The organism is Actinomyces sp. oral taxon 180 str. F0310, assembly GCF_000185285.1.
In the GTDB taxonomy this organism is placed as follows: domain Bacteria; phylum Actinomycetota; class Actinomycetes; order Actinomycetales; family Actinomycetaceae; genus Pauljensenia.
Map to the genome: position 1 here is coordinate 563,551 of NZ_GL622194.1, position 25,251 is coordinate 588,801.

Below are 25,251 nucleotides of genomic sequence, written 5' to 3' on the forward strand. Positions count from 1 at the left end.
ATTGAAATTCGCTCCAATCTTACGTGCTTTCCCCTTGTCACTCACGCACCGTTCACGCTCCGGGCCATGCCCCCGCGAGTAACGCGGCACGATCCGACTGGAACACAGGGCCTAGCGGACACTGACGACAACGTGCAGTCCGTTCTCGGGATGATAGTTCCATGTCGCACGATACGATCCCCATGTTTCCTCTTGAGTGCCGTCAAGCGCGCGGGTCGAGGCCATTCGCTGTCGCGCTGCGGCAGGAACATGAAGTTCATCGAAAACACATTGCATCGTCGTGACGCTCATGCCCGGGTGTTTGGTCCCGGCCGTGTGCATCTCGAGGCTGGAGCCATCCACGGCTACCGTCGAATAGTATTCGGCGTTGCACGACTTCACCGCCTGCGCGAAGCTCTTCACACGAATCTTATTGAAGTAGACAATTGACGCCGTTACCGCAAGCGATACGATGAGCCCAATGACTAGCCCAAACATCAACATCCCAAAGCCAAGCTTCCAGTTCTTCTTCCGTTCGTATTGCGCACCGCGCATGTAGGACTCGACACCCGTCGTATCGTTCTGGAACATCGATTGAGCATCGCGCTGACGCGACTCATGCAACTCCGATTCAGGAACATACATCTGCCCAACAGACACGAGGCGCGGCGCCGGACTGGGATACACCCCCTGACGGTTTCCTCCAGCAAGATGCCCTAAGTTGCTCCGATACGATTCCGGCGATGTTGCTCCCATGAGTTCTCCATTGACGGGACGCTATGAATTGCTCGACAATCATACGCTGCAATTACTCAGGAAGCAAATCTCTCAGTCGAGTCCCAGTGCCTTGCGCAGGCGGGCGACGTGCCCAGTGGCCTTCACGTTGTACTGGGCCAGGGCCACCCGCCCATCGGGTGTCACGACGATGGTCGAGCGGATGATGCCCACGTAGGTGCGACCGTAGTTCTTCTTGTCACCCCACGCGCCGTAGGCCTCGAGAACGTGATGCTCGGGGTCGGAGGCCAGGGGGAAGGTCAGGGATTGCTTCTCGCTGAAGCGCTCCAATGCGGCCATCGAGTCTGCGGACACGCCGATGACCGAGTAGCCCGCGCCCTGCAGGGAGGCCAGGGAGTCGCGGAAGTCGCAGGCCTCCTTGGTGCAGCCGGGCGTGGATGCCTTCGGGTAGAAGTAGACGACGACGCCGCGCGACGAAGCGGCGAGGAGATCCGACAGGGACAGGATTCCCTGAGTGGTCTCGGCGGTGAACTCGGGGGCCTTGCAGCCAATTTCCAAAGCGCTCATGGCCTCAGTCTATCGGCGCGACCTCGCCCGGTGCGACCGGGCCGGGCAACCGTGCGCGAGATGGGACTCGAACCCACACGTCATAGACACTGGAACCTAAATCCAGCGCGTCTGCCAATTCCGCCACTCGCGCGCGCACCCAAGTGTAGCCGAAGAGCCAGGCGGCGTCGCCGCACCGAGCCACACGGCGCGTGCGGGGCCTCCGCGCCGGTCGGTCAGCGGTGGGCTTTCGCCCGGGTGCGCCCCTCAGCGCTCCGTGCGCCCGATCGTCCCCTCCCCCAGGACGCGGCTTCCCCGGTAGATGACCATCGACTGGCCCCGGGCAACGCCGCGCGCGCCATCCTCGAGGACCACGTCGATCGTGGCCGAGGCCTCGTCGCGCACCAGCTCGGCCACGGGGATGGGGGCACCGTGGGCGCGCAGCTGAACGAAGAGGTCGGCGGGTTCGTTCCCCGCGTCGTCGGAGGCGAGCCACACGGCGTTCGTCGCGTGGATACGGGAGATGGACAGGAGCTCTGAGGGCCCCACGACCACCTGGTTGGTCTCGGGCCTCGTCTCCAGCACGTAGCGGGGACGTCCGTCCGGTGCGGGCGCGCCGATGCCGAGGCCCTTACGCTGGCCGACCGTGTAGTTCCAGTAGCCCTCGTGGCGTCCCAGGACCTCGCCGTCGGGGGTGACGATCTCACCCTCAGAGGCACCCAGGTGCGCGCGCAAGAAGCCCTGCGTGTCCCCGTCGGGGATGAAGCAGATGTCGTAGGAGTCGGGCTTATTGGACACGCCCAGGCCCAGGCGCTCGGCCTCGGAGCGCACCCACGCCTTGGAAGGCGCCTGTCCCAGGGGAAGAACGACGCGAGCCAGCTCCTCCGGTCCCATCACCGCCAGCACGTAGGACTGGTCCTTGAGCGCGTCCGCTCCCCTGTGCAGCTCCGGCCCCGAGGGCCCGTCAACGATTGCAGCATAGTGCCCCGTACACACCGCGTCGAAGCCGAGGGCGCGGGCCCTGCTGGCCAGCTCGCGGAACTTCACGAACTCGTTGCAGCGCACGCAGGGGTTGGGGGTACGCCCGGCCTTGTACTGAGCGACGAAGTCCGTGATGACGGTCTGCTCGAATTCCTGGGCGAGGTCCCACACGTAGAACGGTATGCCGATGATCTGCGCGGCACGCGCCGCGTCCCCGGCATCCTCGATCGAGCAGCATCCGCGCGAGCCAATGCGGCATTCCTGAGGCTGGGAGGACAGCGCCATGTGGACACCGACGACGTCGTGCCCGGCCTCGACGGCCTTCGCGGCGGCGACCGCGGAATCCACTCCGCCGGACAGAGCTGCGAGTACTCGCATACGCTACCCTTCCTCGTTGCGTTCGTTGCGGGCGTGAGTGACTCCATCGAGGGATGCTCCCGCCCGAATGGCCGACGGAAGGGCACCGAGGAAAGCGTCGATGTCGGCGCGCGTCGTGTCATGCCCGAGGGACACGCGCAGGACCCCCAGCGCCGCCTCCTCGCTGCGCCCCATCGCCATGACGATCTCGGAGGGGCGCGTGACCCCCGCGTGACACGCCGACCCGGCGGATACGGCGATGCCGGCCATGTCGAAGGCCATGAGGACGGCCTCGGGGCGTGCAGTGGGCAGGGACAGGTGAATGATCGCGCTGGAGGCGGCTGACTCCCCCACCGTCGCCTCCACGCCGAGCGGCAGGTGAGTGAGGAGGTGTTCACGCAGCTCACGGGAGCGGCGGGCAAACGCGGGGCGCTCGCGCACCGTTTCATCGAGCGCCGCAGCTAGGGCGCAGGCACCCGCGACGTCGGGCGTGCCCGACCGAATCGCGCGCTCGTGTCCGCCCCCAGGCCGGTCGGTCACCATGGGTATGCCGCGCGTGGCGACGAGGACCCCGACACCTGCGGGCGCGCCGACCTTGTGCCCGCCAACACTCACGAGGTCCACTCCCATGCGACGAAACGACACGTCCATGGTGGCAATCGCCTGGGCAACGTCACTATGAGCCAGGCCGCCGTCCGCGTGCACGCGCGACGCAAACTCTTCGACGGGTTGGATCGTACCGATCTCGGAGGACACGAGGGTCATGGAGCCGAGCGCGAGGCGTCCATCCCAGGATGAGCGAGCGCCGTTCACGGTCACGGGCAGCTCCGAGACCCCTCCCGCATCCACGGGAAGGACCTCCCATTCGAAGCCCTCGCGCGAGGCAACCTCACGTTGATGGGCGACCGCGTCGTGCTCGAGACCCGAGACGACGATCAGCTCACGAGCCCCATCGCGCGAGCGCATCCCTCGGGCGGCAGCCATGACGCCGAGGGCATCCGATTCGGTGGCACCGGAGGTGAAGATGACCTCGTGCATGTCGGCCCCTAGGCAGGCCCCGACCTGCTCGCGGGCGTCTTCGAGCATGCGACGGGCGCGCCGCCCTCCGAAGTGAAGGGCGGCGGGGTTGCCGGGAGAGGCGCTCAGGTCGCGCTGAGCGCGGGTCCACGCTTCGAGCGCGCACTCGCGCAGCGGGGTGGTGGCCGCATGGTCGAGATAAACGCTCACTCCTGGGCGCGCGCCTCCTCGATGGCCGCCAGCGCCGCGGGCACCACCTCGGTGACGTCGCCCACCACGCCGAAGTCCGCGATCTCGAAGATCGGGGCGTCGGGATCGTCACAGACCGCGACGATGTGGGCTGCGGACTGCATGCCAACGGTGTGGTGAATCGCCCCGGACACGCCGAGCCCGATGTACAGGTTCGGGGTGATGGTCAGGCCGGTCTGCCCGATCTGCTCGCTGCGCGGAGCCCAGCCCTCGTCGCAGGCGACGCGGGTCGCCCCCACGGCGCCACCCAGGGCGTTGGCCAGGGACCGAACCAGCTCGAAGTCTCCGTTCACGCCGCGTCCGCCGCACACGACCGTCGACGCGTCCTGGAGGGACACGCCCTCGGAGTCGTCGGCGACGCTTGAGACGACCTCGATCGCGCGGGCTTCGGGGCTCAGCTCGACCGACAGGGCCTGCGGAGTCAGGGCAACAGGAGAGGCCACCTCTGCCTCGTCGATGACGCCGGAGGCGATGCCGACGATCGGGGTCTGGCCCTCGAGGACGATGCGCATCGACCAGGAACCCCCCAGTGCGGTCTTGCCGATCTGGAGGACTCCGCCGTCGAAGGAGACGGAGGATGCACCGGAAACCACGCCCGCCTCGGTCAGCGCCGCGACGCGACCGGCGATCTCGCGCCCGCGGTAGTCCGAGCACAGCAGCACCAGGCCGAAGTTGTCGGTCGCCAGCGCGGAAACAAGCGCGTCGGAGGCGACGACCGATGAACGCGCGACCTGACCCATGTCGGCATGCAGCAGCTGGGTCGCACCCAGCTCAGACAGCGCGGCCACATCCGGGGTGGCGGCCAGGGACAGGGCGACGACGTCGGCGGAGGTCAGGGACGCGGCCAGCGTGAGCGCCTGGCGGGCTAGGGGCGTCAGGTGATCGCCCGCCTGATCGGCCAGAACAAGGATCGGGGAACTCATCTGCTGCTGCGTCATATCACTTCACCACCGAAAGGATGTAGTCGGCCAGCGCGCGCCCGCCCTCGCCGGCGTCCTGGATGATCGTTCCGGAGCCGTCGCGTATCTTCTCCTCGCCGTGAGTCACGGAGGAAAGGGCGCGACGCAGCGTCAGGGCCTCACCACCGGGAACCTCGACGAGGTCATCAATCCCCCACTGTTCCAGCGGCTTCTTGCGAGCCGCCTTCATGGCGGCGAAGGCCGGGTAACGCGGTTCGTTGATCTGATCGGTCACGGAGACGACGGCGGGCAGCGCGGCACGCACGGTCTCGGTGTAGCCGTCGACGGCGCGTTCGATCGTGACGGCGCCACTGTCGACGCTCAGGGAGCGCGCCAGTCCCAGCAGGGGCATGTGAGCCTTGGCGGCCAGTGCGCCGGGCAGCATGGAGGTCATCGCGTCCAGCGAGGCCATGCCGGTGATCACGAGATCAACGGGGCCGCATTCTTCGCTGATCTTCGCGATCGCAACGGACAGGACAGAGGCGGTCGTGATGACGTCAGAGCCCTCAAGGAACTCGTCGGTCACGAGGTAGGCACGGTCGGCGCCCATCTGCAGGGCGCGCATGAGGGAGTCCTCGGCGTCCTCGGGTCCCATCGTCAGCGCGATGACCTCGGCCTGGCGGCCCGCGTCCTCTTCGGCTTCCTTCAGGCTGACGGCAGCTTCGATGGCATTCTCGTCTAGCTCGTTGAGCACATCGTCCTCACCGCGCACCAGGCGGCCGCCCTCGAAGCGACGTTCGGACTGCATGTCGGGGACATGCTTCACACACACGACAATTCTCATGGCTTCTAGCGTGCCATACTCCGCGCCCCTCGCCCACATGAGGGTCCCCTCACCGACGCGTGCCGCTCTTCATAGTCGAGCCGAGACCTCCAATCCGGCCCCGACGTTAACGGTCACGTATCATGGATGGCGACTGTGCCCGCCGCCGCGGCACGGTCGGTCGTTCATCAGGAAGAGGCTCTCGTCTATGTCCGAGCGTTCGGGCTCGTCCCGCATCCCAACCGTGCGGGTCACCGCGCCCAACCCGACCCCGACACGTATCGGCGTGTACACGTCCGGGGATGGGCTTGACGTTGCCGTGGTAGCCCGGGACGCTCACGCTGTGGACATGTGCATCTTCGACGAGGAGGGGGCGGAGACACGTTACGCCCTGATGGGTCCGCGCACGGGCGTGTGGCACGGCCACATTCCCGGATTTGGCGCGGGCACCCGCTACGGCTTCCGCGTCCACGGCCCCTGGGACCCCGACGGCGGCAAGTTCTTCAACTCCCACAAGCTCCTGCTCGACCCCTACGGGCGGGGCATCGAAGGCGCTGTTGATCTGCGGCCCGCGGTGTACGCCCACTGCGTGGACGAGGAGCTGTACCCGTCGGAGTATCCGATGCGCCGCTCGCCCCTCGATTCCGCCCCGCACATGCCGCGCTCGGTTGTCGTTGACCCGTCCTTTCCCATTGCACCCAGGCCGCACACGCCGTGGGAGACCACCGTCATCTACGAGATTCACGTCAAGGGCTTTACCAAGAACATGCCGGGTGTGCCCCCGCGCCTGCGCGGCACCTACGCCGGCCTCGCCCACCCGGCGTCCGTGTCCTACCTGAAGGATCTGGGGATCACGGCGGTCGAACTGCTCCCCGTGCACGCCAAGTGCGACGAGCCCTTCCTCACCGAGCGCGGCCTGACGAACTACTGGGGCTACTCCACCCTGTCCTTCTTTGCACCCGAACCCTCCTACGCGACCGCCGAGTCCCGGGCGGGAGGCGCCCAGGCCGTTGTCGACGAGTTCCGCGGCATGGTGTCCCTGCTGCATCAAGCCGGCATCGAGGTCATTCTCGACGTCGTCTACAACCACACGTGCGAGGGAGGCGACGCAGGCCCCTCGCTGTCGTGGCGAGGCCTGGACTCCGATCTCTACTACCGACACACCACCTCGCGTCCGGTCCAGACCATCGACGTGACCGGAACCGGCAACACGGTGAACGTGGACCACCCCAAGGCGATCCAGATGGTGTTGGACTCGCTGCGCTACTGGGTCCGCGACATGGGCGTGGACGGCTTCCGTTTCGATCTGGCGGCCACGCTGGGCCGCTTCGCGACCGGATTCAGTCCCATGCACCCGCTGCTCATCGCCATGGCGACCGATGACGACCTTGCGCACGCCAAGCTCATCGCCGAGCCGTGGGACGTGGGCCCCGGCGGCTGGCAGACAGGTAACTTCCCGGTCCCCTTCTCCGAGTGGAACGACCACTACCGGGGCGCGCTGCGTAACTTCTGGCTCGCGGACGTGCGCGCCCAGGCATCGGGCCATGTCGTGTCCGGGCCGAATGACCTGGCGACTCGCCTGTCTGGCTCCCAGGACGTCTTCGAACACGGCCTCGGGCGACTGCGTGGACCTCGGGCATCCATCAACTTCGTGACCGCCCACGACGGATTCACGCTGGCGGACCTGACCGCCTACGACCGCAAGCACAACACGGCGAACCTGGAGAACAACCGGGACGGCTCGGACGACAACCGTTCGTGGAACCACGGGGTCGAGGGCACTCTCGCGTCCAACGCGACGCACCCCAACGCTGTGACCCCCTACGCGATCCTCTCCAACATGACGATCGCCGACCTGCGGGCACGCTCGCAGCGCAACATCCTGGCCACGTTGTTCGTCTCCTCGGGCACGCCGATGCTGTTGGGAGGGGATGAGTTTGGCCGCACCCAGTACGGCAACAACAACGCGTACTGCCAGGACGATCCGATCTCGTGGATCGACTGGGACCTGGCCGAGGGCCAGCAGGCGCAGATCGACACCGTCTCCTGGTTGATCGCACTGCGCAGGGCTCACCCGGTCCTGCGCCCTGACCGCTTTGCCACCGGCCAGCCCTACGGCGGCGACACGATTCCCGACCTGTCGTGGTACACCGCCCAGGGCACGCCCATGCCGGACTACGGGTGGACGGACTCGCGTCATCGCACGTTCCAGATACTGCGATCCGGTCTGAAGTGGGGGGATCGCGACGCCCTCATCATCATCAATGCGAACCTCGACGACGCTCACGTCACCCTCCCGGCGGGACACGACCTGGATTGGTTGATCGCATACTCCACCGTGTGGGAGTCTCCCGCGCAGGGAGGCGTCGGCGCCTTACGCGACCCAGGTGAGCTCTCCCTCGAGGTCGAGCACGTCACCCCTCGTTCCACGCTTTCCATCGAGGCTCTCTCCGTGACCATCCTCCTGTCGGACGTATGCTTCCACCCGGAAAGCTGAGCGAACCCACGTTTTCCCTTCACCCCCATCCACCCGTTAGGAACAACGCATGACACGCAGTGAAGACGCCCTGGAAACCTCCACCTCCGATGCCTCTCTGGCTCGATCCAAGGCGCGCAGCGCCGAGATCGACCTGGCCATCGACCAGGATCCGTCGCGTTTCCGCATCCTCACGGGTGACCGCCCGACGGGGCACCTCCACCTGGGTCACTACTTTGGCACCCTGCGCAACCGGGTGCTCCTGCAGGATCGCGGGGTCGACACCTGGGTGCTGGTCGCCGACTACCAGGTCATTACCGACCGCGACGGCGTGGGGCCGATTCGAGAGCGCGTCCTGGGCCTCGTGGCGGACTACCTCGCCGCCGGGATTGATCCGAAGCGCTCCACGATCTTCAATCATTCGGCCGTGCCCGCCCTCAACCAGCTGATGCTCCCCTTCCTTTCCCTCGTCACAGAGTCCGAGCTGCACCGCAACCCGACGGTCAAGGCGGAGCTGGAGGCCACGGAGGGGCGCGCCATGACGGGCCTCATGCTCACCTATCCGGTCCACCAGGCGGCAGACATCCTCTTCTGCAAGGCCAACATTGTCCCGGTCGGCCAGGACCAACTCCCCCATCTGGAGCAGGCCCGCCTCATTGCTCAACGTTTCGACAAGCGCTACGGGCGCGCGACCCCGGAGCGTCCCGTCTTCCCTCGCCCCGAGGCCCTCCTGTCCGAGGTCCCTCTGTTGCTGGGCACCGACGGACAGAAGATGTCCAAGTCGCGCGGGAACACGATCGAACTGCGCATGAGCGCCGATGAGACCGCGAAGATCCTGAAGAAGGCCAAGACCGATGCCGAGCGCCGCATCACGTTCGACCCCGAGGGGCGTCCCGAGGTGTCGAACCTCCTGATGCTGGCCTCGCTCGCCACCGGTGATGCCCCCGAGGTGATCGCCGATCGCATCGGAGACGGCGGCGCGGGAGCCCTCAAAGCCCTCGTCACGGACTCCCTCAACGACATGCTCGCTCCCCTGCGTGCGCGCCGGGCCGAGCTCATCGCCAACGAGGACCACCTGCTGTCCATCCTGCATGCGGGCAATGAACGCGCGAACGAGCAGGCGGACCAGACCCTCTCCGAGGTCCGCACCGCCATGCAGATGAACTACTGACCCTCACGCGATTGGAGACGCCCATGGCATACGGTCACTTCCCGGAGCATCCCGACGATAGCGTCGGCGGGTGGATGATCACCCTCCTCCTGTGCTGGATTCCGCTGGTTGGCTTCGTCTACCTCCTGGTTCTCGCCCTGTCCTCCGCTTCCTCCCCGTCCAAGAGGAACTTTGCGCGTGCCTTGTTCGTCTGGCAGATCATCGGCGTCGTCGTCACGATCATCGTGCTCGTCGTCTTTGGCGCGTCCATCTGGGCTGCCCTCGAGAGCGTGCGGTACTAGGCGTCGCCTCGTTTGGACGCGGAGCGCCCCTACGGGTTGCTCCGCGTTCTTGTGCGCCTCGCCAACGGGGTTCTCCCGCCCCGACACGCACGGGTCACCGCGGCCGTTTCGCTTCCGCCCGAGCGTGCCAATAGGCTAGTGTGAGACATGTGAGCGAGAACCTGCTACCCCGTATCCCGATCATTGAAGTGTTTCCCGTCGTCGAGGACGGAACGCTTCCCGCTAAGGCGACCGAAGAAGAGCCCTTCCCCATCCGCGCAACCGTGTTCCGCGAAGGACACGACGCGTTTGCCGCCGAAGCCGTCCTCCTCACCCCCGGCGGAGGTGAGCACTCCCGCACGCGCATGGTCGACGTCGCCCCCGGTTTGGACCGCTACGAAGCATGGGTCGCCGCGGACGCGCCGGGCGCATGGTCGTTCCGCGTCGATTCCTGGTCCGACCCCTACGCCACGTGGCACCACGACGCCACCGTCAAGCTCGGCGCGGGCGTGGACGTGGAACTCATGCTGGAAGAGGGCGCCCGCCTCATGGAGCGGGCAGCTGCCGGTGATGCCGAGGCAAACCCGACGCAGGAGCGCCCCCCGGCCTCGGACATTGAGGTCCTCCACGACGCCGCCCGCCGCCTGCGCGACACCACCCACTCCGCCCAGCAGCGCCTCTCGGCGGGCATTTCCTCGCGCGTGCGCCTCATCTTCCGCGATCACCCGCTGCGCGACCTCATCGGATCCTCGCGCACGTACCGCCTCGACGTCGCCCGCGTGAAGGCGCTCGCCGGCGCCTGGTACGAGATCTTTCCCCGATCGGCTGGGGCCTTCCAACGCCCAGACGGGTCGTGGGTCTCGGGCACGCTCGCCAGCGCCGCCGAGGAGCTGCCCCGCATCGCGGAGATGGGTTTCGACGTTGTCTACCTGACACCGATCCATCCGATCGGCTCGACCCACCGCAAGGGCAAGAACAATTCGCTTACCGCCGCCCCGGGCGATCCCGGCTCCCCCTACGCCATCGGCTCCCCCGACGGCGGGCATGACGCGATCCACCCCGACCTAGGTGATTTCGACGACTTCGATCGGTTTGTCGCCCGCGCGCGCAGCCTTGGGCTGGAGGTCGCCTTGGACCTCGCCCTCCAATGCTCCCCCGACCACCCCTGGGTGAGCGAGCACCCCGAGTGGTTCACGACCCGCGCCGACGGCTCCATCGCCTACGCGGAGAACCCACCCAAGAAGTACCAGGATATCTACCCGCTGAACTTCGACAATGATCCGGGTGGGATCTACGAGGCGATCCGGGCGGTTATCGAGGTCTGGGTTCGCCACGGGGTCACGATCTTCCGCGTCGACAACCCGCATACGAAGCCCATTCCGTTCTGGGAGAAGATGCTCGCCGACGTCAAGGCCGCCCACCCGGGCACGCTCTTCCTTGCTGAGGCCTTCACGCGCCCCGCGATGATGCGCACCCTGGGGGCAATCGGCTTCGATCAGTCCTACACCTACTTCACGTGGAGGACCGCCAAGACGGAGATCGAAGACTACCTGCTTGAGGTCTCCCAGGACACCGCGCACCTCATGCGCCCGGCCTTTTGGCCGACGACTCATGACATCCTCACCCCGCAAATGTGGGAGGGGGGCACAGCCATCTTTGCGATCCGCGCGATGCTTGCCGCGCTGGGCTCGCCCACCTGGGGCATCTATTCTGGCTACGAGTTCGTCGAGAATGTGCCGCGAGGGTCCTTCCAGGAACCCAACGACAACGAGAAGTACGAGTTCCGGCCGCGCCGGTGGGCGGACGCCGACGACATCGGGATTACGCGCCTGTTCACACTGCTCAACGCGGCGCGCGCCAAGCATCCGGCGCTCCGTCAGCTCCACCAGATCCGCATTCACCCAACGTCCTCGGACCGCCTCGTCGCGTTCTCGCGCCAGATGCCCGGACGATTCACGCACGACGGCGTACCCGACACCGTCATCTGTGTCATCTCGCTGGATCCGCACAACGGCGTCGACGCCTCGGTGGAACTCGACCTGGAGGCCATGGGCCTGGCCACGCCGGGCGGACACATCACCGTCGTGGACGAGCTGGACGGGCGTTCCTACGTGTGGGGTTCGTCCAACTGGGTGTCGCTCTCCCCCGTGACTCGCCTCGGCCACGTCTTCACGGTCGAACCCGCCCACTCCTCCCCGTGGGCACAGGCCTGACGGCGGCGGGTCGTCGGCGTGCAACCCGGCAAGGCCGACGTTCCCGCGCCGCCTCAAACGCCCGGCAAAATGAGACCCACCTCCCCCTTTTGCCAGGCAGAGGATAGACTACAAACACCCGTGAACTGAGCGGTTCACACCACCTGGAGTAAGGAACATCCATGAGCTTCGAACTTACGCCGATCCCGGTCAATGACGACACCCTCGACGCCGTTGCCTCAGGCTCCTACTACTCGCCACACGCCGTGCTCGGCGCGCACCTTGGCGACACGGGCGTCACGATTCGCACGGTCGCCCACCTGGCTGACGCCGTCGACATCATCACGCCCACGGGAGCCTACGCCGCCACCCACGAGCGAGGCGGCGTTTGGGTCGCGGTCGTGCCCGGCAAGGAGATCCCTCCCTACCGCGTGTCCGTCACCTACGGCGAAGACACGACGGTGCGCGACGATCCCTACCGCTACCTGCCGACCCTGGGCGAGATGGACACCTACCTGATCTCCGAGGGCCGCCACGAGAACCTGTGGAAGGTTCTCGGCGCGCACGTGACGACCTACACCGACGAGCTGGGCGAGACCTCCGGCACCGCCTTTGCCGTGTGGGCCCCCAACGCGCGCGCGGTGCGCGTTGTCGGCGAGTTTAACTACTGGGATGGCTCCACGACGTCGATGCGTTCTCTGGGATCCTCGGGCGTGTGGGAGATCTTCGTTCCCGACGTTGGCGTGGGCGCGCGCTACAAGTTCGAGATCCAGGGTCCGGGTGGCAACTGGTTCCAGAAGGCTGATCCGCTCGCCCGCGCCACGGAGATTCCCCCCGCCACGGCCTCGGTGGTCACCGACTACTTCCACACCTGGGGGGACCAGGAGTGGATGGAAACGCGCAAGGACCGCAACGTCCACACCGGCCCCATGTCCGTCTACGAGGTCCACGCGGGCTCGTGGCGTCAGGGCCTGGGCTACCGCGAGCTGGCCGACGAGCTGGTCCCCTACGTCAAGCAGATGGGCTTTACGCACGTCGAGTTCATGCCCCTGGCCGAGCACCCCTTCGGCGGCTCGTGGGGCTACCAGGTGACCTCCTACTTTGCGCCCACGTCGCGCTACGGGACGCCGGATGACTTCCGCTACCTGGTTGATGCCTTCCACCGCGCGGGTATCGGCGTCATCTTGGACTGGGTTCCCGCGCACTTCCCGAAGGATGACTTCGCGCTGGCGCGCTTTGATGGCACGCCCCTGTACGAGGACCCGGACCCGCTGCGCGGAGAGCACCCCGATTGGGGCACCTACGTGTTCAATTTCGGTCGCCGCGAGGTGCGCAACTTCCTGGTCGCCAACGCCCTGTATTGGCTGGAGGACTTCCATATTGACGGCCTGCGCGTCGACGCGGTGGCGTCGATGCTCTACCTGGACTACTCGCGCAAGGACGGTCAGTGGCGTCCCAACCAGTACGGCGGGCGAGAGAACCTGGAGGCCATCGAGTTCATCCAGGAGGCGAACGCGACCGCCTACCGCCGCCACCCCGGCATCGTGATGATCGCGGAGGAGTCCACCGCGTGGCCCGGCGTGACCGCGCCGACCAGCGGCGGCGGCCTGGGCTACGGCATGAAGTGGAACATGGGGTGGATGAACGACACCCTGCGCTACCTCAGCGAGGACCCCGTCAATCGCAGGTGGCACCACGGCGAGCTGACTTTCTCGCTCGTGTACGCGTTCTCCGAGAACTACGTGCTTCCCCTCTCCCACGACGAGGTTGTCCACGGCAAAGGCTCCCTCATCTCCAAGATGCCCGGGGACAAGTGGCAGCGGCTCGCCGGGCTGCGTTCGCTCTACGCCTACCAGTGGAGCCACCCGGGCAAGCAGCTCCTCTTCATGGGTCAGGAGATCGGCCAGGAGCAGGAGTGGAACGAGTCCTACTCCCTCGACTGGTGGCTCCTGGACCAGGAGGGTCACGCGGGCGTCGCGCACCTGATCGAGCGGCTCAACGCCATCTACACCTCCTCCCCCGCTCTGTGGGACGACGACTACACGGGATTCGAGTGGATCGACGCCTCCGATGGGGACCACAACCTGATTTCCTACCTGCGTAAGGGCTCGGATGAACAGGGCAACCGCGAGGTCATCGTGTGCGTGTCCAACTTCGCCGGCAACCCGCACGAGGGCTACCGCGTGGGCCTGCCCTTCGGCGGTGAGTGGGTAGAGATCCTGAACACCGACGCCGAAGAGTTCGGCGGGTCGGGTGTCGTCAACGTCGGCTCCGTCATCGCGGAGGATACGCCGTGGAACGGGCGTCCCGTGTCGGCGCAGCTGCGCGTTCCCCCGCTGGGCGCCGTGTGGCTGGCACCGGTCTCACAGGTGCACTAACCCAGAACAATACGACGAGGCCGGGGCAGGCGATCCTGCTCCGGCCTCGTTCGCACTGCGCTTGCTGGCGAGGGTATGGTGGGTGTCGGGCGGTTAGAGGCCCGCCCTCCCCCGGTCTATCTGTCCCTGTAGCTTGATGAGTTCGCGCCGGGCCTCAGGATCGGATTCTCGGTCGATCTTCTTCGTCAGCTCACTGTGCGTCGAATGCCAGCCATACCAGGTGGCGACGACAACGAAGATGGCGGCGATAATGAACCACTTCACCGGTTTCACCCCCTCGAACCGTAGCCCAACCAAGCCAGACATTGGGCAATCTGATAATCCTCATGAGGACGATTCCAGATCGTTATAGCACGTCCACTGATTGGGGATACCAATCGACGCAGTGTCCACTCTCCGAGTAGTACGCACAGTTCTTCAGCACGCTGAGAACACCGCATGTGCCGAAACACTCGCGGGCGCGACAACGCCCATCATGCCTACGATAAGAACAACACAGCACGACAGGCGCATTGCTATCCTCATGTCAGTTATTCCTTCTTCCGACCTCACTGTCATCTTGACTGTAACGAGCGATTCTATACACTGTCAAGACACTTTCTTTAAAAGCTCTTTGCGATTAGCGTGATGTTGCGTATAGTAACCGGGATCTCATCCTCGTCCCGACGACGCTCGTCTCCGGGTACGTGACTGCCCCCGAGGTCTTCCGCCTCACAGCACTGAGCCCCACGCCCTTCCGAGGCATGACAAACCTCGCGTCAGGAGCATGTTCGCACTCCTGCTCGCGATTTCAAGACCTGTCGCTTGGTCCTCTACCGATCGCTCGGTGACTCCTCCCCTCGTGCCGCAGCTGCGCGTTCCCCCGCTGGGCGCCGTGTGGCTGGCACCGGTCTCGCAGGTGCGCTAACCCAGGACAATACGACGAGGCCGGGGCAGGCGATCCTGCTCCGGCCTCGTTCGCACTGCGCTTGCTGCCGAGCGCGCGACGGCGCGATCACATGAGGAGCATGGCCAGTCGCGTGCGCGCCCTGGTCACGTCGGGGGTGGAGCCTGCAACGCGGAAGAGGTCGAGGAGGCGCAGGCGCAGCCCGTCGCGCTCCTCATCGTCGCTTGCGGCGGCCAGCAGGTCAAGCAGCACATCGAAGGCACCCGCTGCGTCCCCAGCGGCAAAAAGCGCATCCGCGTGAGCCGCGGGGTCGGTGGCGTCGGCCTGCGCGCTACGGGCGGCCAGGCGCACGCGCGACAGGTGAGACTTCGCCGCCTCGTCGCGCGGGTTGAGCTCGATGACCTTCTCCCAGGCCGCGACCGCGTCGTTGAGGCGTCCCTGCGCCTCAGCCTCCAGGGGACCCTCATGCTCGGGCGGGATGGGAGCGGCGGTGTCGGCCGCGGCGACCGCGATGCGCGCGGTAACTCCCATCTGAGCCGCCGCCTCGAGGAGCTGGGAGACGACGGGGAGCACCTGTTCCTTGGCGGCGCTGCCCTGGAAGAGGGGAACGGGGCGCCCACCGAGGAGGGCGACGACCGTGGGAACAGCCTGGATCTGGAAAGCCTGGGCGATCTGCGGCGCCTGATCGATGTCGACCTCGACCAGCTGGAACGCGCCCGCGTGCTCGCGTGCGATCTCTTCGAGCATGGCCAGCGTTGGCTTCGACTCGAGCGACCGAGACGACCACATGACGAGTACCACCGGGACCGCCTGCGATGTCGACATAACGTCCTGGAAGCCCGCCTCGTCGGTGGCGGTGATGAGCGGAATGTGCAGGCCTTCGCCGGTCGGAGCCGCTTCGTTGGGAGCGGGCGTGGCGACGCGCGCCGACAGGTCGATAGCGCCGTGCGAATCGGCGGGTGTAGGCGCGGGCGCCTCGGGCGCGTTGTGACCGGGAGTCTGGGTGTTCATCGTGGTCCTATCGTGAACTCAGGTGTGTACGTGACGATGATAGGCGTCGTCCCCGCGCCGCCAGGCCACGGGGACAAACTGTGCGCTGAGGGTGAAACTCAGCCGGGATTGCTGGACGGATCCAGCGTGACCGAGGCGATGGAGCGTTCGCCGCCGACGATCTGAATGGTTCCTCCCGCGCTCTTGGAAGGGATGCGCATGATGACGGTGCCCAGGTAGTTGGCCACGGCACTGCCTTCCACGGTTGCTCCCGACTGGCTCAGCGCCGCCGTGTTGCCGCCCAGGCTCATGGTGGCCCCGGCGACAGTGCGCTGGTAGGTCAGGGTGTACTTGAAGTTCGCGGCGACCAGGGCCGAACCGTCCTGCAAGACGAGGCCCGAGATCGGGTAGTCGGATGCGGTTGCCGCCGGCGTGACAGAGCCGGCCGCGCTGACCGAGGAGTTGAGGTCCTCGATGATCGAGAAGTAGGACTTCGTGAACTCGTCCGCGACAAACTGCGAGGTATCCTGCGTCCCGGAGTTGAGCATCGTGATGTACTGGGCGAGCGCCGCCTCGGGACTCACCGTGAATCCTTCGGAGGTGCCGGTCACGTACGCGGAACCTGTTCCCACGGGCGGCAGTGTCAGCTGCGTTCCTCCCAGGAGGCGCGCGTAGTTGGTCAGCTGGTAGTCCGAGCGTGCCGACTCCTGCACGTAGACCTGGAGCACCGGCAGCGCGGTCGAGGAGGAGCCGGAGATGTTGAAGATCGCCCGGGGCCACGACTCGGAGTTCGTAATCGCCAGGGACGAGGGCGTGAAGTCGAGCGCGAGCGGGGTTTGCCCCGACGCGGAGGCAAGCGCGTACTGCGCGGTGCGCGTCGCCAGCGCCCCCTGCGAGACGCGCCCCGACAGGTCGGCGGCGTTCATTGAGGTGTCGGCGTGAGCCATCGCCGTGCCCGTGTCGCTGAGCACGGAGGAGATGCGCTCCAGGTCGAGGTTGGCGGCGCTCTGAGCGGCATCGCCCGATTGGGCGACGATCTCGCCAGAGCACGCGCCCAGCGCAAGCGTGGAGGCCATCAAGACCGCGGTCGCGGCCGCCAGTGTGCGTCGCTTCATCGGGTCCCCTCCTCCCGGTCCTTGAGCCAGCCGGACATGATGGAGGTCCACCCCCCGGTTGCCGACGCGTCGTCGTCGGGGGCTGACGTCGGTGCGGGGGCCTGCTCGGCGTCGCGGGGGCGCGTGACCGGAATGAGGCCGGTGTTGAACTCCTGGCCGTCGACGACGAGGACCTGCTCCCCGTTGTTGCGCGCTTCGCGCAGCGCGCGGCGCGACGGCAGGGTGCGCCCGCCTCGGATGCCTGACAGGTCGATGACGCCGGTGTCGGTGGTCGCTCGCTCGGGCGGATCCTGGTCGATCGGTCCCTGCGCCAGCCCGTGGCGTCCGCGACGCTCCATCGTGTCGGTCAGCGGGTCGGGAGTGTACTCCGCGCCGGTGGTGGCGGCGTCATCGTGGGTCGCGGCGGCGTCGCTTGGGGAGCCTGCGGGCACCTCGCGTACGACGGTGTCCTGCGGGACCTCACGAACGATCGTGTCCTCGGGCAGCCCGGCGGCCTCCGGGGTGCGCGCACGGTCCGACCCGGAGGGCACCTCGCGAACGATCGTGTCCTCGGGCAGCCCGGCGGCCTCCGGGGTGCGCGCACGGTCCGACCCGGAGGGCACGTCACGAACGATCGTGTCCTCGGGCAGTCCGGCGGCCTCCGGGGTGCGCGCACGGTCCGACCCCGAGGGCACGTCGCGAACGATCGTGTCCTCGACGGCGGGTTCGGTCGGCTCGCTGCGGGTGGGCGTCGCGGCGAAGACCGCTGCCCCCCAGCCTTCCTCCGGCGTCCTCTCACTCCGCTGCGCGGACTCGTCGCGGGCCTCGGGCGCCTCGTCCTCACGCTGTTCGGCGGGGACGGGCGAGGAATCGCGGCGAGCGGCCACGCGTTGGGCGACCGCCGCGGAGTTGATCGATGCGGTCTCCAACGAGTCGGCCTTGCGGCGTTCTTCGATGCGCGCGGCACGGATCTTGCGCAGGCGCAGGAGCTGCCAGCGGGTCAGGAAGAGCGCGAGGGCGATGAGTGTGAAGACGCAGGCCGTGAGGAATGCAATGATGGCGAGCGTGTTGGTCTGCTCGACCTTCCAGGTCAGCGTCAGCGTCAGGTCACCGGCTCCGGCGGCCGAAACCGCCAAAGCGGAGCGTCCCGTGGGAACGTTCTCCAAGTCCAGGCTGACGCTCCCCTCGCCGCTCGCCTTCTTGAACCACATGTCGGAGGACGCCAGTTGCGCAACGAGCTCCGCCGAGGTGGGATCCTTGAGGGGCTGTGCTCCGGATTGCACGTCGGCCTGCGCACCGGGCTGGGCGACGTGCGCGTCCGGCGACGACGCGGCGTCGTGCGACTCGGCCTTGAGCTTTGAACGATCAGACTCCACACCGATGACCTCGGTGTAGGCAGCGTCGCCAATCCAGCCCTTGACGTCCTGCGTCGTGCCGATGCTGAGCGTGACCGGCGCGCCGGACTTCGACGTCGCGGTTACCGTCACATCATCCTTGACGATCGACAGTACGTTGCCGCGCGTCATGATCAGATCAGTCGCCGAATCGACCGAGGACACCTGCTGTGTCGGAGGCCGGAAGACGGTCAAGCCGAGCAGTCCGACGAGGGCGCATACGAGAGCGACAACGAGCATCGACGCCGCCGCCACGTATCGCTTAAGAAATTCCACGGTTGCTCCTCATATCCACGCCCTGCTCAGGGCATTCTCCAGACCCCACTCTACGTGCTCTGCCCGGTGCCCATCGAATCCGCACGCAGGGCAGTGATACATCACATCCACTCTCACGCCGGTCGCAGACGGCGCCGCCAGCACTCCGAATGCCAGTGACGTCGCCCCTCCACGCCCTGAGGCATACCGAAGGGGGCTTCTTCCGGCCACGCGACGATATGAGCGCTTCCGCGGGCAATGGGTCGCAGGCACGCCGGACACGTGTACTCCTTGGCGGCGCTGGGCAGGCGACGCACCTGGTAGGTGCCGCCATCCGGGCCGGTTTCGCTTCGTGGCACGGAGGCGAGGCGCTCCATCTGCAGTGGCCGCGCCTCGCCCCACGGGCGTTTCGCGCTTCGTTTGCCTCTCACGCAACTACAGTGCCACGGCGCCACACGCGGCGCACGTTCAGGCCGTCATCGACCTCGAGCACGTCGGCCTTCTTGCCGGCCGCGAGGCGACCGATCGTGTCGTCGCCCAAAATGGTGGCTCCTTGCACGGTGGCCATGTACACGGCGTCCACAAGCGGTATGCCGCCGCGCGTCACGGCGACCCGCACGCAGTCCAGGAGGTGCGCGGTTCCGCCCGCGATCGCATCCCCCTGGGCCAGGCGCGCAATACCGTCGCGCACGACGACGTCCTGCGGGCCCAGCGTGTACTCGCCATCGGGCATCCCCGCCGCCGCCATCGCGTCAGTGACGAACACGACGTGGTCGCGTCCCACCAGCTCGTACACGTCGCGCACGAGGGAAGGATCGACGTGGATGCCGTCGCAGATCAGCTCGGCGACGGCGCCCCCGCGCGCGGCATCGGAGAGGAACTCGGCGATCGGACCGGTGTCGCGGTGGTGCAGCGGCCTCATGCCGTTGAAGAGGTGGGTGATGGTGGCGCGAGGTCCGCGCGTAGTGGAAACCTGGCTGAAACGCTCCCGAGAGTACTCCAGCGCCTCGCGGGCCATCGCCGAGTTGGAGTCGGTGTGTCCCCACGAGGGCAGGGCGCCCCCGTCGATGAGGGCCTCAGCAACGGAGCCGGGACCGTACGCGCCGGGCTTCTCCGGGGCCAGCGTCATCGACAGGGCGTATCCGCGGCACTCCTCCAGCAGGGTTCGCGTCAGCTCCGCGTCGGGATCGATGATGTAGGTGGGATCCTGGGCGCCGCAGCGCGCGTGCGAGACGAAGGGTCCCTCGAAGTGGATGCCCGCAAGTTCTCCGTCGCTGGCCAGTTGGGCGAGTGTCTTGGCGCGAGCACGCAGCACCTCGGCAGAAGCGGTCACGCAGGAGGCGACCAGGGAGGTCGTGCCGTGGCGTCGATGCTCCATGACGGCCACGAGGGCCGCCTCCTCGCTCTGCGCGTTCGGGAAGGATTCCCCTCCTCCGCCGTGGCAGTGAACATCGACCAGGCCGGGCAGGAACGTTGAGTCCGTGGCGGCGGGCAGGTCTGCGTCATAGTCGGAAGCGGGGCATACACGGGTAATGGTCGAACCGTCGATCTCAATAATTCCGTCCTCGACAACGGAATCTTCCAGGACCAGGCGGCCACGTAGCACACAATCAGTCATGCCCTCATTGTGGCACACCTGACAGTTCAGCGCCGCTTCTCAAACAACCAATCTCCCCAGCGCGCCATTTCACGCTGAGCTTCTTGCGCATAGGAGGAGCCTTCCTCGGTAAAGGTAAGCTCGCCGCCGGGAGAACGCGCCGCAACAACCCGTCCGTTCGCGACGACGATGGGGCGGAACATCCCATTCGCCCCGGGACAGATGAGGGCCTCACCAGCCCGGTCGGTCAGGCACGAACGGTCACGATACCCAACATGCAGCTCGTCGAAGGAGGGCAGCGCAAGCACTGCCCGGGCCTCGTCGCGGCTACTTTCGACAAGGTCATCAATATCGGCGCGCGCGACGCGCCCCTCACGCGAGATGAGCGGCCGACCGATACTCTCGCCGATCTGGGCCGAACCCGCCAGCGCACGACGCGCCTCGGTGAGCGTCAGCCCCGCCCACCGAGCAAGGTCTGCAGCATCCACGGGGCCGTGTCCCCACGCGTAGCGGGCGGCCAGGAGCGCGAGCGCCTCCTCGTGCCCGCACTCCCCCTTCGCGACGCCCGGAGCGCCCGGCAGCTGCCGGGCATCAACGATCAGGTGCTCCCCGCCCCGGAGCGGACCAGAGACGAGCAGGCCGTCGAGGAAAAGCCTCTTGATCAGATGACGTCGCCGCACCCCGCCCCCGGCTCCCGAGGTGACGGTTGCGATACCAGCCTCATCCCAGGCGCGGATGACCTCGCCGCGGCTCACACCCGAGGGGTTCTCTCCCAGCAGCTCGAACGCCGCCGCCGCGGCTTTCTCGACGAGAGCATCGCTGAGCCCCAACCCCGTCGATTGACGAATCCACGAAGCGTATCGGTGGCGCAGCAACCGACGCAGCCAGTGATGATCGCGCGCGCTTGTCACATGCAACGTGTCGCGCATCGGCCAGGACCGGACGAGCTCACCCGATTGGAAGGACTCGGCGACCTGAGCGCGCGTGACCGCGGTGCAACGCGCGCCGATCGCCCACGGGATCGCGCCCGCCATCTGGCCTTGGACAGCGAGCAGCAACTCGACGGCGGCCACGGGATCGCGCCCGCGCGTGAGCGGCACCAGCCCCTGGGCGACGATGCGCGCCAGGCTGGTATCGGCCACCGCCACCATCAGAACAGCCGGGAGGATGGGTCGTCAAAACCGCGCATGGCGTCGTAGTCGAGGACCACGCAGCGAATCCCGCGATCCTCGGCCAGCGTGCGCGCCTGCTTGGTGATCTCCTGCGCCGCAAAGATCCCCGACACGTCGCCCAGCAGCGAATCACGACCCAGCAGGGACAGGTAGCGCGTCAGCTGCTCGACGCCGTCGATGCCGCCTCGCCGTTTGACCTCGATAGCCACGTGCGCGCCGGTCTCGTCGCGCACCATGAGGTCGACCGGCCCCACCGGCGTCGGGTATTCGCGTCGCACGAGCTCCCACCCCTCGCCGAGGATCTGCGGGACCTGCTGGGCGAGGAGCTCCTGCAGGTGCGCCTCCACGCCGTCCTTGACGAGGCCGGGGTCCACTCCCAGGTTTTCGGTAACGTCACAGATGATCTCGTGGACACGGATCACGAGCTTGTCGTCGGTCTTGTCGGCCTGAACGGTCCACACCTGCTGCGTGTTCGGTTCGTCCTCCCCACCCTCGTCAATGGTCACCGAGCACGGCGCGGTCATCCAGTTCAGCGGCTTGTAGGAGCCGCCTTCAGAATGAATGAGGACCGAGCCGTCGCCCTTGACCATGATGACGCGCTTGGCGGGATCCAGATGAGCACTGAGGCGTCCGGAGTAGTCGACGGTGCAGGAAGCAATAACAATACGCACACGCCGAGCTTATCAATGCCGCCTATACGAGGCGCGGAGGACCGGACTCCACCCAGGAGACCAATCCGTTGTATGTCAGGCGTTCGACGGCGACCTCGTAACGATGCTCACCGTATGCGAGGCGCACCTCGACGACCGACCCGTCCGCCGAGTGGGCGATCGGAGCGGATACCTCAAGGCCGGAACGGGGCACCGTGTAGACCGGCTGCAGGGAAAAACCAACGAGTCGGTACCACGATAGGTCGTCAACGCCATAGACGCCGATGCCGGCCGTCCAGCCAGACTGGACGTCGGGGCGCGACCAGCAGCGAAAGGCACCCAAACGCGACGCGATCCTGCGGGCGCGCACATTCATGTACACCCACAGGACCGCGCCGACGCACACGAGGACGGCCACGCACCACATTGCTACGAGCGTCAGGCTCATGAGGTCCTCCCCGGGCTCGTCGGTTTACTGCACGACCACGATAGCGTGATCAGCGACGATAGTGACGTAGTCGTTGTCAACTGAGGCGAATCCCCCGCTGACGGTGAATGACGTGACCTCGTCGGAGCGCGTCACGGTGACGGCGCCCTCGCCGAGCTGGGCGAGCAGCGGCTGGCGCCCCGGCAAGACGCCCAGGGAGCCATCCACCGTCGGAATCTGGACGGATGCGGCGCTGCCGTGCCACAGCCGCCCCTCGTGAGAGACGACCTCAACCTGCAGGGACCTTCCGGACGCCATCAGGCTTCCTTGGCCAGCTCGTGGGCGTTGCGCTCCAGGTCGTCAATGCCGCCGCAGTTGTAGAACGCCTGCTCGGGGACGTCGTCGTAGTTGCCTTCGGCGATGCGCTTGAAGGCTTCGATGGTCTCCGACAGGGGCACGGTCGATCCGGGGACGCCCGTGAATTTCTCTGCCATGTACATGTTTTGCGACAGGAACTGCTCGATGCGGCGCGCCCGGGCCACCGTCACCTTGTCGTCCTCGCTGAGCTCGTCAACGCCGAGAATCGCGATGATGTCCTGCAGTTCCTTGTTCTTCTGCAGGATCGCCTTGACGTGGGTGGCAACATCGTAGTGCTCGCGTCCGACCAGGGCGGGGTCGAGGATGCGCGATGAGGAGGCCAGGGGATCCACGGCCGGGTAGATGCCCTTGGCGGCGATTTCGCGGGAGAGCTCGGTCGTCGCATCCAGGTGCGCGAAGGTCGTCGCCGGAGCGGGGTCCGTGTAGTCGTCGGCGGGAACGTAGATGGCCTGAAGGGACGTGATCGAGTGGCCACCGGCCGAGGTGATGCGCTCCTGCAGCTGTCCCATCTCGTCGGCGAGGTTGGGCTGGTAGCCCACCGCCGACGGCATGCGGCCCAGCAGTGTGGACACCTCGGAGCCCGCCTGGGTGAAGCGGAAGATGTTGTCGATGAACAGCAGCACGTCCTGGTGCTGCACGTCCCGGAAGTACTCCGCCATCGTCAGGCCCGTCAGGGCGATGCGCAGACGCGTGCCCGGCGGCTCATCCATCTGTCCGAAGACGAGCGCGGTCTTGTCGAAGACGCCGGCCTCCTCCATCTCTCCGATGAGGTCGTTGCCCTCGCGCGTGCGCTCACCGACGCCCGCGAAGACGGACACGCCGCCGTGGTCCTGCGCAACGCGCTGGATCATTTCCTGAATGAGAACGGTCTTGCCAACGCCGGCGCCGCCGAACAGGCCGATCTTGCCGCCCTGAACGTAGGGGGTCAACAGGTCGATGACCTTGATGCCGGTTTCGAACATCTTGGTGCGGGCCTCGAGCTGGTCAAAGGCGGGCGGCTGGCGGTGAATCGGCCAGCGCTCCGTGATCTCGAGGGTCTCGCCCTCCTCGAGGTTGAGCACGTCGCCCGTCACGTTGAACACGTGTCCCTTGGTCACATCGCCCACGGGCACCGAGATGGGGGCTCCCGTGTCGGTAACGGGTGCCCCGCGCACGAGGCCGTCCGTCGGCTTGAGCGCGATGGTACGAACGAGGTTGTCGCCCAGGTGCTGGGCGACCTCAAGCGTCATCGTGAACGAGGACTCGCCCTCGCCTTGCCCCGCGAGATTCACGTCGACCGTCAGCGCGTTGTACAGCGGCGGGATGCGGTCCGGGGGAAACTCGACATCGACGACAGGGCCGACGACGCGGGCGACGCGCCCCTCGGCGATTGCAGGTGTATCAGTCATGTTTTACTCCGTGTCTCGAAGGGCTTAGCTCGCGCCCAGAGCGTCGGCCCCGCCCACGATTTCGGTAATTTCCTGGGTGATTTCCGCCTGGCGGGCCGAGTTCGCCAGTCGCGTGTACTTGGTGATGAGTTCCTGAGCGTTGTCCGTCGCCGTGTGCATGGCGCGCTGACGCGACGCCAATTCGGACGCGGCGGATTGGAGCAGAACGTTGTGGATGCGCGCCTCGACGTACAGGGGCAGCAGCGTGTCCAGGACCGCCTCGGGCGAGGGAATGAACTCGTACTCGGGAAGCGCCGAGGACGGATCGTCCGCGTAGCCGCGTTCGCGCTCGCGTTCCTCGTCGGATTCTGGCGCGTCCACGACCGTCAGCGGGAGCATCTGGCGTACCTCGGGCACCTGGCTCATGACCGTCTTGAATCGCGTGTACACGAGGTGCAGCGCGCCGACGCCGCTCGCTGGATCGGGGTCGAGGAAACGCCCGAGAAGCACGCTGGCCATGTCGCGGGCGGTCTCCGGGCTCGGGGAGTCCGACTCCCCTTCCCACTCGCGTTCGATGCTCACTGCCCGGAAGCGGAAGTACGCCGACGCCCTGCGCCCGAAGGTGTAGAGCACGGGTTCGTAGCCTTGCGCGGTCAGGTCAGCGATGAGCTTCTCGGATTCGCGCAGGATAGTCGCCGAGTATGCTCCGGCCATGCCGCGGTCGGATGCGACGACCAGGACGGCAACACGCTTGGTGTCCTCGCGTTCTTCCGTGAGCGGATGGTCCAGGTCCGTGTGGACCGCGACCGCCGCTACCGCCTGGGTGAGGGCTTTCTCGTAGGGTCCAGCCTCAGTGGCAGCACGCCTCGCCGCGCCGATGCGAGACGCGGCGATCATCTCCATGGCGCGGAAGACCTTCGCGAGCGTTGTCGTCGAGGCGATACGCTGCTTGTAGATCCTCTGCTGTCCGCCCATCGC

23 protein-coding genes and 1 tRNA gene are annotated in these 25,251 nt (G+C 66.7%); 5 read left to right on the forward strand and 19 right to left on the reverse strand.

Annotated elements, in window-relative coordinates; genetic code table 11:
- Positions 1-111 precede the first annotated feature (111 nt).
- The 7 genes from HMPREF9006_RS02490 to HMPREF9006_RS02520 all read right to left on the reverse strand — a co-directional run bounded on the left by HMPREF9006_RS02490 (position 112) and on the right by HMPREF9006_RS02520 (position 5,607).
- Positions 112-735 (reverse strand): hypothetical protein, encoded by a 624-nt coding sequence (locus HMPREF9006_RS02490; RefSeq protein WP_156794380.1) that lies wholly within the window; start codon positions 733-735, stop codon positions 112-114.
- Positions 736-807: 72 nt separating this feature from the next.
- The gene (locus tag HMPREF9006_RS02495) at positions 808-1,281 is read right to left on the reverse strand and encodes a peroxiredoxin (RefSeq protein WP_009211959.1); all 474 of its coding nucleotides are present in this window, start codon (positions 1,279-1,281) and stop codon (positions 808-810) included.
- Between the two features lie 52 nt (positions 1,282-1,333).
- Positions 1,334-1,414: transfer RNA gene (locus HMPREF9006_RS02500), tRNA-Leu, on the reverse strand.
- Positions 1,415-1,527: 113 nt separating this feature from the next.
- Positions 1,528-2,619 (reverse strand): tRNA 2-thiouridine(34) synthase MnmA, encoded by a 1,092-nt coding sequence (gene mnmA, locus HMPREF9006_RS02505; RefSeq protein ID WP_009211960.1) that lies wholly within the window; start codon positions 2,617-2,619, stop codon positions 1,528-1,530.
- A gap of 3 nt (positions 2,620-2,622) precedes the next feature.
- On the reverse strand, positions 2,623-3,825 hold the full coding sequence (locus tag HMPREF9006_RS02510) for a cysteine desulfurase family protein (RefSeq protein WP_009211961.1): 1,203 nt from the start codon (positions 3,823-3,825) through the stop codon (positions 2,623-2,625).
- Positions 3,822-4,802 carry an electron transfer flavoprotein subunit alpha/FixB family protein gene (locus HMPREF9006_RS02515; protein ID WP_009211962.1) on the reverse strand — a complete coding sequence of 327 codons (981 nt, stop codon included), beginning with the start codon at positions 4,800-4,802 and terminating at the stop codon, positions 3,822-3,824. The genes HMPREF9006_RS02510 and HMPREF9006_RS02515 overlap by 4 nt, the downstream gene beginning before the upstream one ends.
- Position 4,803: 1 nt before the next feature.
- Complete coding sequence (locus tag HMPREF9006_RS02520) at positions 4,804-5,607, reverse strand: electron transfer flavoprotein subunit beta/FixA family protein (RefSeq protein WP_034231981.1); 804 nt, start codon at positions 5,605-5,607, stop codon at positions 4,804-4,806.
- 187 nt (positions 5,608-5,794) lie between these two features.
- Here HMPREF9006_RS02520 and glgX point away from each other — a divergent pair, with 187 nt between their 5' ends.
- The 5 genes from glgX to glgB all read left to right on the forward strand — a co-directional run bounded on the left by glgX (position 5,795) and on the right by glgB (position 14,063).
- On the forward strand, positions 5,795-8,083 hold the full coding sequence (gene glgX, locus HMPREF9006_RS02525; protein ID WP_009211964.1) for a glycogen debranching protein GlgX: 2,289 nt from the start codon (positions 5,795-5,797) through the stop codon (positions 8,081-8,083).
- A 49-nt stretch (positions 8,084-8,132) separates the two neighbouring features.
- On the forward strand, positions 8,133-9,233 hold the full coding sequence (gene trpS, locus HMPREF9006_RS02530; protein WP_009211965.1) for a tryptophan--tRNA ligase: 1,101 nt from the start codon (positions 8,133-8,135) through the stop codon (positions 9,231-9,233).
- 23 nt (positions 9,234-9,256) lie between these two features.
- Positions 9,257-9,514: a hypothetical protein gene (locus tag HMPREF9006_RS02535; RefSeq protein ID WP_009211966.1), complete on the forward strand. Its 258-nt coding sequence runs from the start codon at positions 9,257-9,259 to the stop codon at positions 9,512-9,514.
- Positions 9,515-9,663: 149 nt separating this feature from the next.
- Positions 9,664-11,706, forward strand: a complete 2,043-nt coding sequence (locus HMPREF9006_RS02540; protein ID WP_009211967.1) for a maltotransferase domain-containing protein — start codon at positions 9,664-9,666, stop codon at positions 11,704-11,706.
- 161 nt (positions 11,707-11,867) lie between these two features.
- Positions 11,868-14,063 carry a 1,4-alpha-glucan branching protein GlgB gene (glgB, locus tag HMPREF9006_RS02545; RefSeq protein WP_009211968.1) on the forward strand — a complete coding sequence of 732 codons (2,196 nt, stop codon included), beginning with the start codon at positions 11,868-11,870 and terminating at the stop codon, positions 14,061-14,063.
- A gap of 93 nt (positions 14,064-14,156) precedes the next feature.
- Here the strand turns inward: glgB and HMPREF9006_RS02550 are convergent, their stop codons facing one another.
- From HMPREF9006_RS02550 to HMPREF9006_RS02600, 12 genes are all read right to left on the reverse strand, one after another.
- On the reverse strand, positions 14,157-14,327 hold the full coding sequence (locus HMPREF9006_RS02550; RefSeq protein WP_034231984.1) for a hypothetical protein: 171 nt from the start codon (positions 14,325-14,327) through the stop codon (positions 14,157-14,159).
- Positions 14,328-15,057: 730 nt separating this feature from the next.
- Positions 15,058-15,960, reverse strand: coding sequence for a tetratricopeptide repeat protein (locus HMPREF9006_RS02555; protein ID WP_009211971.1), 903 nt, complete (start codon positions 15,958-15,960; stop codon positions 15,058-15,060).
- A 98-nt stretch (positions 15,961-16,058) separates the two neighbouring features.
- On the reverse strand, positions 16,059-17,054 hold the full coding sequence (locus tag HMPREF9006_RS02560) for a hypothetical protein (protein WP_009211972.1): 996 nt from the start codon (positions 17,052-17,054) through the stop codon (positions 16,059-16,061).
- Entirely contained in the window at positions 17,051-18,667 is a 1,617-nt protein-coding gene (locus HMPREF9006_RS02565) for a hypothetical protein (RefSeq protein WP_009211973.1), read from the reverse strand. The genes HMPREF9006_RS02560 and HMPREF9006_RS02565 overlap by 4 nt, the downstream gene beginning before the upstream one ends.
- A gap of 149 nt (positions 18,668-18,816) precedes the next feature.
- Positions 18,817-19,059, reverse strand: a complete 243-nt coding sequence (locus HMPREF9006_RS10220; RefSeq protein WP_009211974.1) for a hypothetical protein — start codon at positions 19,057-19,059, stop codon at positions 18,817-18,819.
- Between the two features lie 50 nt (positions 19,060-19,109).
- Positions 19,110-20,300, reverse strand: coding sequence for an N-acetylglucosamine-6-phosphate deacetylase (locus HMPREF9006_RS02570; protein ID WP_009211975.1), 1,191 nt, complete (start codon positions 20,298-20,300; stop codon positions 19,110-19,112).
- 26 nt (positions 20,301-20,326) lie between these two features.
- On the reverse strand, positions 20,327-21,430 hold the full coding sequence (locus tag HMPREF9006_RS02575; RefSeq protein ID WP_009211976.1) for a DNA glycosylase AlkZ-like family protein: 1,104 nt from the start codon (positions 21,428-21,430) through the stop codon (positions 20,327-20,329).
- Positions 21,430-22,122: an endonuclease NucS gene (gene nucS / locus HMPREF9006_RS02580; protein WP_009211977.1), complete on the reverse strand. Its 693-nt coding sequence runs from the start codon at positions 22,120-22,122 to the stop codon at positions 21,430-21,432. Before nucS ends, HMPREF9006_RS02575 begins: the two co-directional genes overlap by 1 nt.
- Before the next feature lie 22 nt (positions 22,123-22,144).
- A complete protein-coding gene (locus HMPREF9006_RS02585) occupies positions 22,145-22,549 on the reverse strand; it encodes a DUF2550 family protein (RefSeq protein WP_009211978.1) in 405 nt (134 codons plus the stop codon).
- 24 nt (positions 22,550-22,573) lie between these two features.
- Complete coding sequence (locus HMPREF9006_RS02590; RefSeq protein ID WP_009211979.1) at positions 22,574-22,846, reverse strand: F0F1 ATP synthase subunit epsilon; 273 nt, start codon at positions 22,844-22,846, stop codon at positions 22,574-22,576.
- Positions 22,846-24,294 (reverse strand): F0F1 ATP synthase subunit beta, encoded by a 1,449-nt coding sequence (gene atpD / locus HMPREF9006_RS02595; protein ID WP_009211980.1) that lies wholly within the window; start codon positions 24,292-24,294, stop codon positions 22,846-22,848. Before atpD ends, HMPREF9006_RS02590 begins: the two co-directional genes overlap by 1 nt.
- Positions 24,295-24,318: 24 nt before the next feature.
- Entirely contained in the window at positions 24,319-25,248 is a 930-nt protein-coding gene (locus HMPREF9006_RS02600; RefSeq protein WP_009211981.1) for a F0F1 ATP synthase subunit gamma, read from the reverse strand.
- Positions 25,249-25,251 lie beyond the last annotated feature (3 nt).

Bases quoted from the DNA above. Each gene is read 5' to 3' on its own strand.
- atpD (WP_009211980.1), bottom strand. From the start codon at position 24,294: ATGACTGATACACCTGCAATCGCCGAGGGGCGCGTCGCCCGCGTCGTC.
- glgB (WP_009211968.1), top strand. From the start codon at position 11,868: ATGAGCTTCGAACTTACGCCGATCCCGGTCAATGACGACACCCTCGAC.
- HMPREF9006_RS10220 (WP_009211974.1), bottom strand. From the start codon at position 19,059: ATGGAGCGCCTCGCCTCCGTGCCACGAAGCGAAACCGGCCCGGATGGC.
- HMPREF9006_RS02535 (WP_009211966.1), top strand. From the start codon at position 9,257: ATGGCATACGGTCACTTCCCGGAGCATCCCGACGATAGCGTCGGCGGG.
- HMPREF9006_RS02495 (WP_009211959.1), bottom strand. From the start codon at position 1,281: ATGAGCGCTTTGGAAATTGGCTGCAAGGCCCCCGAGTTCACCGCCGAG.
- HMPREF9006_RS02520 (WP_034231981.1), bottom strand. From the start codon at position 5,607: ATGAGAATTGTCGTGTGTGTGAAGCATGTCCCCGACATGCAGTCCGAA.
- HMPREF9006_RS02560 (WP_009211972.1), bottom strand. From the start codon at position 17,054: ATGAAGCGACGCACACTGGCGGCCGCGACCGCGGTCTTGATGGCCTCC.
- HMPREF9006_RS02570 (WP_009211975.1), bottom strand. From the start codon at position 20,300: ATGACTGATTGTGTGCTACGTGGCCGCCTGGTCCTGGAAGATTCCGTT.
- HMPREF9006_RS02555 (WP_009211971.1), bottom strand. From the start codon at position 15,960: ATGAACACCCAGACTCCCGGTCACAACGCGCCCGAGGCGCCCGCGCCT.
- trpS (WP_009211965.1), top strand. From the start codon at position 8,133: ATGACACGCAGTGAAGACGCCCTGGAAACCTCCACCTCCGATGCCTCT.
- glgX (WP_009211964.1), top strand. From the start codon at position 5,795: ATGTCCGAGCGTTCGGGCTCGTCCCGCATCCCAACCGTGCGGGTCACC.
- HMPREF9006_RS02515 (WP_009211962.1), bottom strand. From the start codon at position 4,802: ATGACGCAGCAGCAGATGAGTTCCCCGATCCTTGTTCTGGCCGATCAG.
- HMPREF9006_RS02575 (WP_009211976.1), bottom strand. From the start codon at position 21,430: ATGGTGGCGGTGGCCGATACCAGCCTGGCGCGCATCGTCGCCCAGGGG.
- HMPREF9006_RS02585 (WP_009211978.1), bottom strand. From the start codon at position 22,549: ATGAGCCTGACGCTCGTAGCAATGTGGTGCGTGGCCGTCCTCGTGTGC.
- mnmA (WP_009211960.1), bottom strand. From the start codon at position 2,619: ATGCGAGTACTCGCAGCTCTGTCCGGCGGAGTGGATTCCGCGGTCGCC.
- HMPREF9006_RS02590 (WP_009211979.1), bottom strand. From the start codon at position 22,846: ATGGCGTCCGGAAGGTCCCTGCAGGTTGAGGTCGTCTCTCACGAGGGG.
- HMPREF9006_RS02600 (WP_009211981.1), bottom strand. From the start codon at position 25,248: ATGGGCGGACAGCAGAGGATCTACAAGCAGCGTATCGCCTCGACGACA.
- HMPREF9006_RS02565 (WP_009211973.1), bottom strand. From the start codon at position 18,667: ATGCTCGTTGTCGCTCTCGTATGCGCCCTCGTCGGACTGCTCGGCTTG.
- HMPREF9006_RS02490 (WP_156794380.1), bottom strand. From the start codon at position 735: ATGGGAGCAACATCGCCGGAATCGTATCGGAGCAACTTAGGGCATCTT.